Origin of the sequence: Glycocaulis alkaliphilus, assembly GCF_004000605.1 — a bacterium.
In the GTDB taxonomy this organism is placed as follows: domain Bacteria; phylum Pseudomonadota; class Alphaproteobacteria; order Caulobacterales; family Maricaulaceae; genus Glycocaulis; species Glycocaulis alkaliphilus.
Window position 1 is genome coordinate 934371 of sequence record NZ_CP018911.1, and the last position, 12440, is coordinate 946810.

General features: G+C 64.3%; 14 protein-coding genes and 1 riboswitch. Of the genes, 7 read left to right on the top strand and 7 right to left on the bottom strand.

Annotated features, from left to right (window positions below):
• Positions 1 to 6: 6 nt before the first annotated feature.
• A riboswitch (cobalamin riboswitch) is annotated at positions 7 to 211 on the top strand.
• A gap of 183 nt (positions 212 to 394) precedes the next feature.
• From X907_RS04510 to X907_RS04525, 4 genes are read left to right on the top strand one after another with little or no spacing between them, the layout of a single operon-like run.
• On the top strand, positions 395 to 1231 hold the full coding sequence (locus X907_RS04510) for an ABC transporter substrate-binding protein (RefSeq protein WP_127565839.1): 837 nt from the start codon (positions 395 to 397) through the stop codon (positions 1229 to 1231).
• Positions 1228 to 2211, top strand: a complete 984-nt coding sequence (locus X907_RS04515; protein WP_233352522.1) for a FecCD family ABC transporter permease — start codon at positions 1228 to 1230, stop codon at positions 2209 to 2211. The genes X907_RS04510 and X907_RS04515 overlap by 4 nt, the downstream gene beginning before the upstream one ends.
• Positions 2208 to 2963: an ABC transporter ATP-binding protein gene (locus X907_RS04520; RefSeq protein ID WP_127565840.1), complete on the top strand. Its 756-nt coding sequence runs from the start codon at positions 2208 to 2210 to the stop codon at positions 2961 to 2963. The genes X907_RS04515 and X907_RS04520 overlap by 4 nt, the downstream gene beginning before the upstream one ends.
• 21 nt (positions 2964 to 2984) lie before the next feature.
• Complete coding sequence (locus X907_RS04525; RefSeq protein WP_127565841.1) at positions 2985 to 4910, top strand: TonB-dependent receptor domain-containing protein; 1926 nt, start codon at positions 2985 to 2987, stop codon at positions 4908 to 4910.
• Between the two features lie 8 nt (positions 4911 to 4918).
• Here the strand turns inward: X907_RS04525 and X907_RS04530 are convergent, their stop codons facing one another.
• Positions 4919 to 5491, bottom strand: coding sequence for a DUF3299 domain-containing protein (locus X907_RS04530; RefSeq protein WP_127565842.1), 573 nt, complete (start codon positions 5489 to 5491; stop codon positions 4919 to 4921).
• A 119-nt stretch (positions 5492 to 5610) separates the two neighbouring features.
• Here X907_RS04530 and X907_RS04535 point away from each other — a divergent pair, with 119 nt between their 5' ends.
• Positions 5611 to 7449, top strand: coding sequence for an ATP-binding response regulator (locus X907_RS04535; RefSeq protein WP_127565843.1), 1839 nt, complete (start codon positions 5611 to 5613; stop codon positions 7447 to 7449).
• On the opposite strand, the gene cutA is transcribed toward X907_RS04535, so the two are convergent.
• Positions 7446 to 7793 carry a divalent-cation tolerance protein CutA gene (gene cutA / locus X907_RS04540; protein ID WP_233352523.1) on the bottom strand — a complete coding sequence of 116 codons (348 nt, stop codon included), beginning with the start codon at positions 7791 to 7793 and terminating at the stop codon, positions 7446 to 7448. The genes X907_RS04535 and cutA overlap by 4 nt on opposite strands.
• Positions 7794 to 7856: 63 nt before the next feature.
• On the opposite strand from cutA, the gene queC reads away from it, so the two are divergent.
• The gene (queC, locus tag X907_RS04545; RefSeq protein WP_127565844.1) at positions 7857 to 8585 is read left to right on the top strand and encodes a 7-cyano-7-deazaguanine synthase QueC; all 729 of its coding nucleotides are present in this window, start codon (positions 7857 to 7859) and stop codon (positions 8583 to 8585) included.
• Positions 8582 to 9211 carry a 7-carboxy-7-deazaguanine synthase gene (gene queE, locus X907_RS04550; RefSeq protein WP_127565845.1) on the top strand — a complete coding sequence of 210 codons (630 nt, stop codon included), beginning with the start codon at positions 8582 to 8584 and terminating at the stop codon, positions 9209 to 9211. The genes queC and queE overlap by 4 nt, the downstream gene beginning before the upstream one ends.
• Positions 9212 to 9224: 13 nt before the next feature.
• On the opposite strand, the gene X907_RS04555 is transcribed toward queE, so the two are convergent.
• The 5 genes from X907_RS04555 to X907_RS04575 all read right to left on the bottom strand — a co-directional run bounded on the left by X907_RS04555 (position 9225) and on the right by X907_RS04575 (position 12417).
• A complete protein-coding gene (locus X907_RS04555; RefSeq protein WP_127565846.1) occupies positions 9225 to 9449 on the bottom strand; it encodes a hypothetical protein in 225 nt (74 codons plus the stop codon).
• A gap of 273 nt (positions 9450 to 9722) precedes the next feature.
• Positions 9723 to 10421: a pirin family protein gene (locus X907_RS04560; protein WP_127565847.1), complete on the bottom strand. Its 699-nt coding sequence runs from the start codon at positions 10419 to 10421 to the stop codon at positions 9723 to 9725.
• A gap of 108 nt (positions 10422 to 10529) precedes the next feature.
• Complete coding sequence (locus X907_RS04565) at positions 10530 to 11084, bottom strand: demethoxyubiquinone hydroxylase family protein (protein WP_127565848.1); 555 nt, start codon at positions 11082 to 11084, stop codon at positions 10530 to 10532.
• Positions 11084 to 11629: a disulfide bond formation protein B gene (locus X907_RS04570; RefSeq protein ID WP_127565849.1), complete on the bottom strand. Its 546-nt coding sequence runs from the start codon at positions 11627 to 11629 to the stop codon at positions 11084 to 11086. The genes X907_RS04565 and X907_RS04570 overlap by 1 nt, the downstream gene beginning before the upstream one ends.
• Before the next feature lie 59 nt (positions 11630 to 11688).
• The gene (locus X907_RS04575) at positions 11689 to 12417 is read right to left on the bottom strand and encodes an exopolysaccharide biosynthesis protein (protein ID WP_127565850.1); all 729 of its coding nucleotides are present in this window, start codon (positions 12415 to 12417) and stop codon (positions 11689 to 11691) included.
• Between the last annotated feature and the right edge of the window lie 23 nt (positions 12418 to 12440).

A 12440-nucleotide genomic window follows, 5' to 3' on the forward strand; every position in this document is an offset into this window, starting at 1 on the left:
ATTGCGGTTACCCCTGTCGCCGGTGGTGCTTTCGCGAGAAAGCTAAGAGGGAACTCCGGTCAGGGGATTTATCTCCAAGTCCGGGACTGTGCCCGCAACTGTAGGCGGCGAGCCTTGATGTCATGAGCCACTGGGAGCGATCCCGGGAAGGCGGCATCAGACAAGGCGTTGACCCGCAAGTCAGGAGACCTGCCACCGCAGTCGCTTGTGCAGGACCGGGTCCAGTCCTTCGGCACACGGATTTACTCCGTCATAGCGGCAAACAGCCGGGCCGTTCGGGCCTGCGCATGGCGTTTCGCGGGTCTTCGCGAGGCGTGTAGCGCAGTTCCGTCAGCCCGAAACGTTTGTAGCGGGCCGGTTCGCCGTCCCGCATGGGCAGGGCGGGGCATTTGCCATGCGCGTGCGTGTATTGCTTGTGGCGATTGCGGGGCTGCTGCTCACCAGCGGCGCTGTGGCCCAGCCGCAGCGCATTGTCTCGCTGGATTACTGCGCTGACCAGTATGTGCTGGGGCTGACTGACCGCAGCCAGATCGCGGCGCTTTCCCCTGATGCGCGTGCAGATTTCTCCTCCCATGCCGCTATTGCCGAAGGCCTCCCGCAGGCGCGCCCGCTGGCCGAGGACATACTCGCTCACCGGCCCGACATGGTAGTGCGCAGCTGGGGCGGCGATCCGCGCATTCTCGCCCTGTTCGAGCGGCTAGGTATCCCGGTTCACCAGATCGGATACATCTCGGACTTCGACGACATCCGCCGCGAGACGCGTGCTGCCGCTGCGGCGTTCGCCCGTCAGGAGCAGGCCGGGATACTGCTCGCTGACATGGACCGGGCATTGGATCGTGTCTCACCCGGTGCAGGCGCAGATGCTCTCTACGTCACGCCCGGCGGCGTCACGGCAGGGCAGGGGACGTTCATTGATGCGCTCTTGAGCGCGGCGGGCCTGAGCAACGCTGCCGGCGCCCAGACGGGCTGGACCAGCCTTCCGCTGGAAGCGGTGGCAACACAGATGCCTGCCATCTTCGTCACCGGCTTTACCAATAGTGCCACCGACCGCGTGGACCGCTGGAGCGCCAGCCGTCACCCCGTCATGCGCCGTGCCCTTAGCGCCCGCCCTGTGCTGGCGCTCGATACCGGCGTTATCGCCTGCACGACATGGCTCGCAGGCGAGGAGGCGGCACGCCTCCACACATTTGCCAGAAGCCAACAACCCATATTGCGCGGGGAACAGCCATGATGCTGATCAGGGTCAATCTTGTGATGGCGGGCATGGCGCTTCTTGCCGTGCTGGCCGCTCTGGCCCCTGCCAATGGCTGGGCCGACATCGCATCGCTTGGCCAGTCCGGTGCAGAGGGTGAGCTGGCCCGCATTCTGGTGCTGGAAATCCGTCTGCCACGCATTCTGGCAGCCTTTGGCGTTGGCGCCGCGCTGGGCCTCGCTGGCGCCGCCCTGCAGGGGCTTTTGCGCAACCCGCTGGCCGATCCCGGCGTGCTGGGCGTGTCGGGTGCCTCCGCGCTGGGCGCGGTGATTGCGGTCTATTTCAACCTTGCGGCCTTGAGCGTCTGGGCGATGCCGGGCCTTGCCATCTTCATGGCGCTGGGCACGACCGTCCTGCTCTATGTGCTCGGTGCCAGCTCTGTCTCGACCACGCGGCTGATCCTGGTCGGTGTGGGCCTGTCGAGCCTTGCAGGCGCACTGATGGCGCTGCTTATGAATCTCGCGCCCAATCCGTTTTCGCTCTCCGACCTCATCAACTGGCTTCTGGGATCAGTTGCCAACCGTTCCTGGGCCGATATCGGCTTTGCCGCACCCTTCTGGGTGATTGGCCTCGTACTGGTCTTCATGGCCGGGCCGGGCCTTCGCGCGCTGAGCCTGGGTGAAGAAGGCGCGTCCGGGCTGGGCGCGAACGTGCCGCGCATACGCCTGCTCGTCATCATTGGCAGCGCGCTGCTGACGGGTGCCAGCGTCGCCATTGCCGGGATTATCGGTTTTGTCGGCATTGTCGCGCCGCATGTGGTGCGGCCCTTCGTGCGCCATGATCCCGGTGATCTGTTGCTGCCATCCGCCCTGCTGGCGGGGACGGTGCTGGTGCTGGCAGACATGGCGGTTCGCGTGCTGCCGTTCGCGATGGAGATGAAGCTTGGCGTCACGGCCGCGCTCATCGGTGCGCCGGCTTTCATCTGGATTGCGGCGCGGGCGCGGGGGATGGGCCAATGAGCACACGTCTTGCCATCATCGCGGCCAGTGCGGGCCACGACGCGCGCACCGTGCTGAGTGACGTGACCTTCTGCGTGCAGCCGGGAGAGCTCATCTGCCTTGTCGGACCCAATGGCGCCGGCAAGTCCACCCTGCTGAAACTTGCCGCCGGGATCCTTCCGGCCCGGACGGGCGAAGTGCGCCTTGGCGGGCGGGATGCGTCCGCGATGAGCGCGCGCGCGCGTGCCGCCCACATGGCCTGGCTGGCCCAGGAGCGCGGTGCGGCCTGGGCCATGCGCGGCGTGGACATTGCCGCGCTGGGCCGGTTTGCCCATGAGGGGCGGCCCTATGAGCGCCTGCCTGATGCCGCCCGCGAAAGCGTCAATGCAGCGATTGAACGGTGCGGCGCCTCCGGCTTTGCACACCGCCCGGTCGATACGCTGTCGGGCGGCGAGAAAGCGCGCATCCATCTGGCCCGTACGCTTGCAGGCGGTGCGCCCTTGCTGCTGCTCGACGAGCCGCTAAACGCGCTCGATCCGCGCCACCAGCTGGATGTCATGGCGCTGCTGCGGGCAGAAGCGGCAAGCGGCACCGCCATCATTCTCGCCTTGCATGATCTGGCGATGGCGCGCCGCCATGCGGCCCGCGTCATTGTGCTGGATGAAGGGCGCATCGTTGCCGATGGCCCGCCCGCAACCGCTCTGAGTTCCACCATTCTTGCCAATGTTTTTGCCGTCCGGGAGGCCCCGGACGGGGGCTTCTCGCCGGTCTGATTTCAACCAGGAGAAAGTCTCATGTTTTCAGTCAGTATTCTTGCGCTATCGGCCGCTCTGGCCAGCGAGACGGGCGATATTTCCGACATCGTCACCGTCACCGGCACGCGCGTGCCGGTGACCGCCGAACGTCTGGCACTGCGCGTTGATACGCTCGACCGTGATACCATCGAGGTGGAGGGCCTGACCGATCTGGTCAGCGCCCTGTCGCGTTATCCGGGCTTTTCCGTCGTTCAGTCGGGCGGGATAGGGGCGACAAGTTCCATCTTCGCGCGCGGCACCAACTCTAAGCACACGCTGGTCCTGTTTGACGGCATTCGCGTGAACGATGCTTCCACCCCTTCGGGCCAGTTTGATGCGGGTCAGGATTCGCTGGGTGATCTGGACCGGGTGGAGATCGCGCGCGGGCCGCTCTCCTCGCTTTACGGGTCGGACGCGATTGGCGGCGTCATCAATCTCGTCCCGCGCCGGGGCGGGGATAGTGAATTCTCGCCGTATCTCGATCTGTCGGCGGGCTCGTTCAATACGATCCGCCTGCTGGCGGGGGCGTCCGGCACCACAGGCGCGCTCGAATACGGCCTCAGCGCAGAGCGCTATCAGAGCGATGGCTTCAACGTGACGCCCGCCCGCATGGCGCTGTCCGGCAATGAACGTGATGGCGGGGAAATCACCACCATCACGGCCAACGCCGCCTACGATTTCGGCAATGGCTTCACCCTGTCCGGGATCGTGCGCCATCGGGAATCCACGAGTGATTTTGACACCTTCTCTGGCGGGCCGGGCTTCTCCCAGCGCGCGGATGATCCCGGTCTTGAACTTTCCCGCAATGACCAGACGCTCTGGCGGGCCGGTCTTGGCTGGCAGAGCACGGACGCCCGCTTCACCAGCGCGTTGCGTCTCGGTGAGGTGCGCAATGATCGCGAGAGCAGTGCTTCAGGCGCTGTCACTGACACCTATGCCGCGCGCCGCAGTTTCGTGGAATGGCTGAATACCTGGCAGCCGCAAGGGTTTGCAGCGCTGGAGCCGGTTGTCGCGTTCGGCGTGCAGGCCGAACGGGACTCCATCAACACGGCTACCGCGTGGGACAATCCGCTCTCGCGCTCGGAAAACAATGTGGGTGCCTATCTCAACATTCAGGCGCTGGCAGCGGACATGCTTGATCTGTCCGGCTCGCTGCGCGTCGATGATTTCGACGGATTTGGCACGCAGACCACCTGGTCGCTCGGTGCTGTGTGGAGTGTTCCGCAAACGCCTTTGCAGCTCTTCGCCCGCTACGCCACCGCTTTCAAGGCGCCGACCTTGTCAGAGCGCTTTGTCAGCTCGGCCTTCACCACGCCTAACCCGGATCTGCAGCCCGAAGAGGCTGAAAGCTGGGAAGTGGGCGCGCGCGCCAGCTTTGTGCTGGAAGGCGGCCGTCAGGCCAGTGTCTCGCTGAGCTATTTCGAGACTGACATCGATAACCTGATCGAGAACGTGTTCGATTTTGTCACCTTTACCGGCTCGAACCAGAATGTGGGCCGGGCAGAGCTTTCAGGCGTCGAAGCCGCAGGCACGCTCGATCTGACGGCCAGCCTGCAGCTTGATGTGGACTATGCCTATGTCGAGGCCACCAATGCCGTGACGGGAACGCCGCTTCTGCGCCGTCCGCGCCATGCCTGGTCGGCGGGTCTCGTCTGGCGGCCGGTCGAGGCGCTGTCCCTGTCGGCGCGCTATCAGCGCACCGGCTCGCGGCGTGATGTGACCTATAATGATGACGGCTTCTATGTCAGCGGCAACGCGCCGGTGGCAGGTTATGAACTGGTCAATGTCTCGGGCCAGTGGCGGTTCAGCGAACAGCTCAGCGCCTATGTCACTGTGACCAACGCGTTTGACACGGTCTACGAGCAACCTGCCGCCTTTGCCGGTGCGCCGCGCATGTTCATGGCGGGGGTTCGCGTCAGCTACTAGGTCTGAAACTACCCGTCATAGGGGCGCACGGACCGCACGGCCATCGCGTAGGCGGCATCCGCAAGGTCTGTTTCCACGCGTTGTATCTCCATGCGCCCCTCCACCCAGACAGGGTCCCACAACTGACTGAACCGGATCGGCTCTGCCGAGCGCAGATAGACGATCTGGTTCGGCGGGGGCGGGGGGTAGTGAATGCAGGCCCCGTGATAGGGCAGGAACAGAAACTCGCGCGCCTGCCCGCGCTCGGCATAGTCCAGCGGCAGGATGTAGCCAGGCATGCGCACGATGAGCCCGTCGAGATCCTCCACCACGTTGAACGTGCCGATCTGTTCGTCCCGGCGGGTCTGGAACTGGCTCATCAGGGTAGGCGGCGCGGTGCCTTCCTCGAGCGCCAGCAGCATTTCCAGCTCTCCGTCAGGCAGGAGGTCGCGCCAGTTGAGAAGCTCGGCCTCGGCGGCGGGATCGACATGCAGGTCGCCTTGAACCTCTGCAACCGGCCGCCCGTCAGTACCGTTTCCGGCAGGCGAACAGGCGGCCAGCAGGGCGGCAGCCATCAGGGTTAGCGGCGTGATCTTGCGCATAAGGTAATGCTCCGGAAGGAAGTCTCGCTGCGAGGTTAACAGGCTGCACACCCCGTTTTAACGGCCTTTGATGCATATTTGGGCCAGAACCGCAGAAAAAAGCGGCTGGAGGGTGTGATATGGGGTTTGCCGAGGCGCGCGCAATTGCGCGCGAGCGAGAGACTGCGCAGCGCGTACGAGAAGCAGCGCGTCTTCTGATAACCAGCAGCGCCAAGCAGGCAGTGCCGATGAATGTCATCGGCGCTGCGGGCATTGGAGTGATGCTCTACACGTCAGTGCCACTGCCCCTGCTGGGTGCGTGGATAGGCGCGATGGTTGTCGCCTCCGTGCTGCGGCTGCTCTCGATAAACCGGGCGCGCAAGTCCGGCTCGGTCCCGACGCCCGGCCAGATGACCAGCTACATGATCTGCACCGGCTTTGTCGGCGCGCTCTGGGGGGCTTCGGGCTTCCTGTTGCCTGCCGATGCGTCCATGGGTGCCGTGCTGGCAGTAGCGGTAATGATTTCGGGCATGTCAGCGGGTGCTGCCATGACATCGGCGGCAGAGCCGCGCGTCGTACTGGCCTATAACGTACCCTGCCTGTCGCTGGCCGCTCTCTGGTATGCTTCATTTGCAAGTGTCACCGGCTTCGTGCTGGCGGGCATGGCCCTGCTGTTCTTCACCGTTACAACGCGTCTGGCCGCGACCTATCGCAAGAGCCTGGTCGAAACGGTTGAGGCCAATGCTGCTCTGGAAGACGCCCGCAACGAGGCCGAGGCGCAGCGCGAGGCGCTGGCCCGTCTTGCGGAACGTCATGAAGCGGCTGCCGGCGCTGCCGAGGACGCCGCGCGTCACAAGGCAGCCATGCTGGCCAATATGAGCCATGAGCTTGGCGCGCCCCTCAATTCCATTCTCGCCCAGACGCAAATGTTGCAGGACGTGTCGTTGACTCCCGATGCCCGCCGTATGGTGGCGCGCATCGCGGAATCCGGCGACACGCTTGCCGAGCTGGTGTCAGAAATTCTGGATGTGGCGCGTATAGAGGCTGGCAGCTTTGAGCTGCGCCTTGATGATTTTCCCGCCGAACGCCTGCGCGACCGACTGGAGCGCTTTGGCGCCCAGCGTGCTGCGCCGAAAGGCCTGGATTTCCGGGTTGATCTGAATATCGATGAAAAGCTGCATCTGCGTGGCGATCAGGACCGGCTGGTGCAGATGGCCGAGATATTCATTGCGAACGCTGTCCGCTTCACCGAGTCCGGCGAGGTGCATGTCAGCTGCAGCACGTCCGAGCCCGGCAATGACGGCACCAGCTGTCTGCGCATTGCGGTCAGTGACACGGGCCGCGGCGTGGGCGAGGCTCACCGCGCCGGTCTGTTTGATGTATTCGCCGAGGAGGCTGCCAAGCCGGGGACTGGTGGCGGTACGGGGCTGTCCCTGCACCTTACCAAGCGGATTGCTGCATTGATGGGCGGCGAGGTGGGCTACACGCCAGGTGATCCCGGTTCAGTATTCTGGTTCGAGGTGCCGGTGCGCACAGCCAGCCGCCCCGGCCGTACCGGCGACGAGCGCCTGGCCTTTGCCAACCGCCGGCTGCGCATGCTGGTGTGTGAGGCCGACCCGGCCCGGCGCGCCGTCCTCTTGGGGTATCTGAAATCCTTCAACTGTGTGGTGAGCTGCGCCAGCAGCGTGAGCGACATGATCGAGGGGCTGGGCGCGTCTGCCTATGATGCGATCATCCTCGGGCTGAACCTTGGCAGTATCGAACCGGAAGACGCTATGCAGGACATTCGCATGCTGGCGTCCACGGCTTCGCTGACGCCAATTGTCCGTCTGGCGCCGGGCCTGCAGATTCCCGTTCAGCGTGCAGGAGGCGAGGTGCTGGTGCGCGCGCCGGTAACGTCCGAGCCCCTTCTGCAGGCGCTTGAAGAGGCGCTGGTCGAGGATCCCTCCGCCATCGCGTATCTGCGCCGGACGGCTTAGCGGGTTTCCGACGCGACCCACTGGACGAAGCCAGCGGCGCTCAGACCGGGCTCGGCCGGCAGAGCGAGGATGCAGGGTTCGTCATAAGGGTGAAGTTCAGTCAGGCGTGTGCGGGCCGCTCCCGCGCGCGCCTTTGACGTTTTGAAGAACGCTACCGTCTCGGCCTCGGCCTGCACGTCGCCATCCCACCGGAAGACAGACCGTCCGGCGGGGAAGATGTTCGCGCACGCGATCAGCCTTTCATCGAGCAGCGTCCGGGCGGCAGCCTCTGCGGCGGCGCCATCCGGCCAGGTGGTGTAAAGCAGAACCACACTATCGGCAGCCTCATCGGTGTGCATCGTCATGGCTGCCTCTCTTGCAGTCGGGGCCGTCTGCCCGGATATAGCAGGTAGCATAGAGGTTAGATCATGGCTGTTCAGGCAAGCAAACCGGCTGCACAAGACGCGAAAGGCGCACTCGTCCTGTTTTCGGGCGGGCAGGATTCGGCTGTCTGTCTGGCACACGCGCTTACCCATTACGACCGCGTGGAAACCATCGGCTTTGACTATGGCCAGCGTCACCGGGTGGAGCTGGAAGCGCGCGTGCGCGTGCGTCAGGCGATGACTGCGCTTGATCCGGCCTGGGCGGAAAAGCTTGGCGGCGATGTGCTGGTGGACATTTCCGGCTATGGCCAGCTGGCCGAGAGCGCACTCACTTATGAACGCGTGATCGAGATGGGCGAAAGCGGCCTTCCGACGAGCTTCGTGCCGGGCCGTAATCTGGTGTTTCTGGTGATGGCGGCGGCCCATGCCTGGCGGCGTGGCCTCGACGTGCTCGTCGGTGGCATGTGCCAGACCGATTATTCCGGCTATCCCGATTGCCGCGAAGACACGCTCAAAGCCCAGGAGCGCGCTTTGTCGCTGGGCCTCGACATGCCGGTGACGATCGATACGCCGCTCATGTTCCTGACCAAGGGCGAGACCTGGGAGCTGGCTGACGGTCTTGGAGGCAAACCGCTTGTCGACCTGATCGTGGAGCATTCCCACACCTGTTACATGGGCGACCGGGAGCATCGCCACGACTGGGGTTATGGCTGTGGCACCTGCCCGGCTTGCGAGCTGCGCGCAGCAGGCTGGAAGGAATGGGCAGGCGCATGAGCTATGCGGTCAAGGAAACCTTCCTCACCGTACAGGGCGAAGGCGGGCAGGCGGGCCGTGTGGCCGTCTTTCTGCGCTTTGCGGGCTGTAATCTGTGGAGCGGTCTGGAGCGCGACCGGGCAAAAGCCGTCTGCCAGTTCTGTGATACCGATTTTGTCGGAACAGATGGTCCGGGCGGGGGCAAGTTCGCCAGTGCCGAAAGCCTTGCCGCCCATGTAAAAAGCTACTGGCCGGGCGGCGGGAAGCCGCTGGTGGTGTGTACCGGCGGTGAGCCGCTCTTGCAGCTGGATGAGGCGGCGATTGCTGCGCTGAAAGCTGCGGGTTTCGAGATCGCGGTGGAGACCAATGGCACTATCGAGGCACCTGAAGGCCTCGACTGGATCTGTGTCAGCCCGAAATCCACCGCGCCGCTAAAACAGCGTTCCGGTCACGAACTCAAACTGGTTTATCCGCAGGCAGACGCCATGCCCGGCCTGTTTGAAAATCTCGATTTCGGCGCCTTCCGCCTGCAGCCCATGGACGGGCCGCACCAGATGGAGAACGCGAAAGCCGCCTTTGAATACTGCCTAACCCATCCCCAATGGAGCCTGTCGCTCCAGACCCATAAATGGATCGGGGTGGATTAGGGGGGATTGAAGCCTAGTCCCGCTCGCGGCGGCGGCGATTGCGCTCTTCTTCCTCATCGCTGGTGGTCACGGCATCGACCGCGCCCCCCGCAACACTGCCTGCAGCGCCAATAGTGGCACCGGCCGCCCCGACGACAGCGCCGGTCGCTGCCGCCGCCAGACATCCCGGCAGCATGAGAAGGCCAAGGCCTGCAACGAGCACCAGCAGGCGGGGCGTGCAGCTTGTGGAGCGGGGCATGGAGCATCCTTTGGACTGGTCAGCCCTGATCCTGCTCCCAAATGGTTAGCGAAGTATGGTGTAATGCACAGGGGGGCTGTGTCAGTGACGCTGCATGCCGGAGGTGCCAATCAGCTCGCGATTTCTCCCCCCGTTTACGGGGGGAGTGCCGCGAAGCGGCGAGGGGGGGAACCCAAAACAAGCTCTCCCCCCCTCCGGTCCTTCGGACCACCTCCCCCGTAAACGGGGGAGGACAGAACCCGCCTCCGCGGGAACGACGCTTGGGTATGCGAACTACAAACTATCCACCATCACGACTTCGGATTCCTCCAGTGCGGTGATGGTGATGACCGGCTCATCCTTGATCGCCGCGCCGTCTCGCGCGTCGAGGGATACGCCATTGACCTCTACCTTCCCGGTAGCAGGGACGAGATAGGCGTGACGGCCTGCTGCCAGCTTGTACTCGATGCTCGTACCGGCTTTCACCGTAGCGCCGAGCACGCGGGCATTGGCCCGGATCGGCAGGGCATCGGTGTCGCCTTCAATGCCGGAGGCGAGAACCACCAGCTCGCCCGAGCGGTTGTCTTTCGGAAACTCGCGCGCATTCCAATACGGCTCACCGCCGCGCTGATCGGGCATGATCCAGATCTGGAAGATGCGGGTGGTCTCGTCCTCGCGGTTATATTCCGCGTGACGGATGCCGGAGCCAGCGCTCATCACCTGCACATCACCGGCGACGGTGCGGCCCTGATTGCCAAGGCTGTCCATATGGGTGACGGCCCCGTCACGCACATAGGTGATGATCTCCATGTCCGAATGGGGATGCGGGTCAAAGCCCGTACCGGCCCGGATGGCATCGTCATTCCAGACCCGCAAGGCACCCCAGCCCATCCGGTTGGGATCATAATACTGGCCGAAGCTGAAATGGTGGCGGGCGTTGAGCCAGGTGTTGGAAAAGCCGCCAAGGCTGGAAAATTCGCGTTTCACGATCATGGCAAGACCTCCTTGTTGAGCCCTTGAACGTTGACCGGAAATGTAGGCAATCGGGTGAGCGGCATAATCATGCCGTATGGCTGCTCAGTATTGCTGCGCTGGAAACGATCAGATCCGCTCTGTCACCTTGATGGCGATACGGCAGCCGGTCTTGATCAGCGCGGACAGCAAGGGATAGCCCGGCGCATCGTGTGCGCCTTCATCCACGGCGAGATTCTTGTGGGCGACTTCTTCTTCCTGGTAGCGGGCAAAGTCCGCAGCCAGTTCTGTCTCGCCCATGGCTTCGAGCTCTTTGACCTGCTCGCCATAATGGCCCTCGATCACGCTTTCGACCGCCTCGGTGCAGGCATGAGCGGCCTTCTCGCCCATCAGGGCGGTGGCCATGCCAAGACCGAAACCCGCGAGCCGCCAGACCGGGCTGAGCGCTGTCGGGCGCACGCCGCGCTCGGCGATATAGCGATCAAAGGCATCGAGATGGGCCTGCTCGTCGGCTTCCATATGTTCCAGCTGGCGCGCAATGCGGGTCTTGGAGGGAAGGCGGCCGAACACGGCGCGCTGGCCGCGATAGATGTGGACGGCGCCATACTCGCCTGCATGGTCGATACGGATCATCCGGGCGATGGTGTCTGCATTACGGGCGGGGCCGGGGCGGCGGATGGCCATTAGCGGGGCCTCCTCATGGCGTTGATCAGGACAAGAAACGAGATTGCGGCAAGGCCAAGCGATAGAAGCGCGTTCCACCCCGCCATGGATACACCGAACAGCGACCACACCACCTCATTGCATTGCGGGATGGTGCGCGCGCTATCGAACAGCGCCTCCATCTGGGCAAGGCTGACCGGCCCGCTGGAGACGCCCGCGCATGAGGGCGGCAGGTCCAGAATTTCGTACTCCACCAGCACGTGGTGGATAGCATGCCACGCGCTGACGAGGCTGAGCACGCCGACCAGCCCGACGCCAAGGCGCGCTGACAAATCTGGTAGAGGCAGGGCGCGAAGCGCGAGAAACACCGTGATGCCTGCGCCCGCGATGGCGGCATGCGCCCAGCGCTGGGTCACGCACATCGGGCAGGGCAGCAGCCCGCCGATATATTCAAACGCAAAGGCACCCGCCAGCAAGGCAAGCGAAACACCCGCCGCGATCAGCGGCCAGTTTCGCGGCTCCAGCGCGATGCGCAGCGGAGCGGGCAGGGGCGCAAACAGGCTCATGGCGTCACCTTATGCGCTTTGACGGGGGCGGGCGAGAGGCAGAACTGACGCAGGGGCGGTCAGGGCTTTGTGCGGGCCTGCCTGCGCCGCCAGATGACGATGGCGGCCAGTGCAACAAGGCCGAGCACACCCAGCAGCACAATCGCCCATACGCCCTCATCAAGCGCCCGGCGGAGCACATCGATCAGCAGCTCGATAAAGGCCGGGCCCAGGATGATCAGACCGCCATAGAGGATGATGATCCAGCCCGTTCCGATAATCACGCCGGCCAGCACCAGCAGCCCGTCGCGATTGATGAGGCCAAGAGCGGCCAGCGCCAGCGCCACGCCGGGCGTGGAATTGGTCAGGGGCAGCGGCACCAGTATCGACAGGCAGAACAGGCAGAACATCGCGCCCGCAATCCGGTGCGCTATCGCGCCGGACAGAAAGGCCAGGCGCGGCGCGGCGAAATGCTCGATCCAGCCGAACCATTTCTTTGCGCCTTGGGCGGTTTTCACCAGATCCGCCTTGGACAGGCGCCGAGCCGCGAAGCGCCCGGGGAGCCACAAGGTTTCGCGCCCCATCGCCAGCTGCGCACAGATGGCCAGCATGGGCAGGGCGACAATCTGGGGGATGCCATAGAGGAAAGGCATGCAGACCGGTACGGCCAGTACGAACAGCACCACCCCGAAGGCCTGCTCGCCCAGCTGCTCTGTCAGCTCGCCCAGCGTCAGACCGTCTTCAGGAGCGTCGGCTGCAATGCTCTCCAGACGGGAGATCATGCCGGTGTCGTGCGCCGTGTTTTCCATCGGTAACGGCCTTCGGGGCGGGA

Excerpts from the sequence above, each read along its gene's own strand:
- X907_RS04510 (WP_127565839.1), top strand. The coding sequence starts at position 395 with ATGCGCGTGCGTGTATTGCTTGTGGCGATTGCGGGGCTGCTGCTCACC.
- X907_RS04515 (WP_233352522.1), top strand. The coding sequence starts at position 1,228 with ATGATGCTGATCAGGGTCAATCTTGTGATGGCGGGCATGGCGCTTCTT.
- X907_RS04520 (WP_127565840.1), top strand. The coding sequence starts at position 2,208 with ATGAGCACACGTCTTGCCATCATCGCGGCCAGTGCGGGCCACGACGCG.
- X907_RS04525 (WP_127565841.1), top strand. The coding sequence starts at position 2,985 with ATGTTTTCAGTCAGTATTCTTGCGCTATCGGCCGCTCTGGCCAGCGAG.
- X907_RS04530 (WP_127565842.1), bottom strand. The coding sequence starts at position 5,491 with ATGCGCAAGATCACGCCGCTAACCCTGATGGCTGCCGCCCTGCTGGCC.
- X907_RS04535 (WP_127565843.1), top strand. The coding sequence starts at position 5,611 with ATGGGGTTTGCCGAGGCGCGCGCAATTGCGCGCGAGCGAGAGACTGCG.
- cutA (WP_233352523.1), bottom strand. The coding sequence starts at position 7,793 with ATGACGATGCACACCGATGAGGCTGCCGATAGTGTGGTTCTGCTTTAC.
- queC (WP_127565844.1), top strand. The coding sequence starts at position 7,857 with ATGGCTGTTCAGGCAAGCAAACCGGCTGCACAAGACGCGAAAGGCGCA.
- queE (WP_127565845.1), top strand. The coding sequence starts at position 8,582 with ATGAGCTATGCGGTCAAGGAAACCTTCCTCACCGTACAGGGCGAAGGC.
- X907_RS04555 (WP_127565846.1), bottom strand. The coding sequence starts at position 9,449 with ATGCCCCGCTCCACAAGCTGCACGCCCCGCCTGCTGGTGCTCGTTGCA.
- X907_RS04560 (WP_127565847.1), bottom strand. The coding sequence starts at position 10,421 with ATGATCGTGAAACGCGAATTTTCCAGCCTTGGCGGCTTTTCCAACACC.
- X907_RS04565 (WP_127565848.1), bottom strand. The coding sequence starts at position 11,084 with ATGGCCATCCGCCGCCCCGGCCCCGCCCGTAATGCAGACACCATCGCC.
- X907_RS04570 (WP_127565849.1), bottom strand. The coding sequence starts at position 11,629 with ATGAGCCTGTTTGCGCCCCTGCCCGCTCCGCTGCGCATCGCGCTGGAG.
- X907_RS04575 (WP_127565850.1), bottom strand. The coding sequence starts at position 12,417 with ATGGAAAACACGGCGCACGACACCGGCATGATCTCCCGTCTGGAGAGC.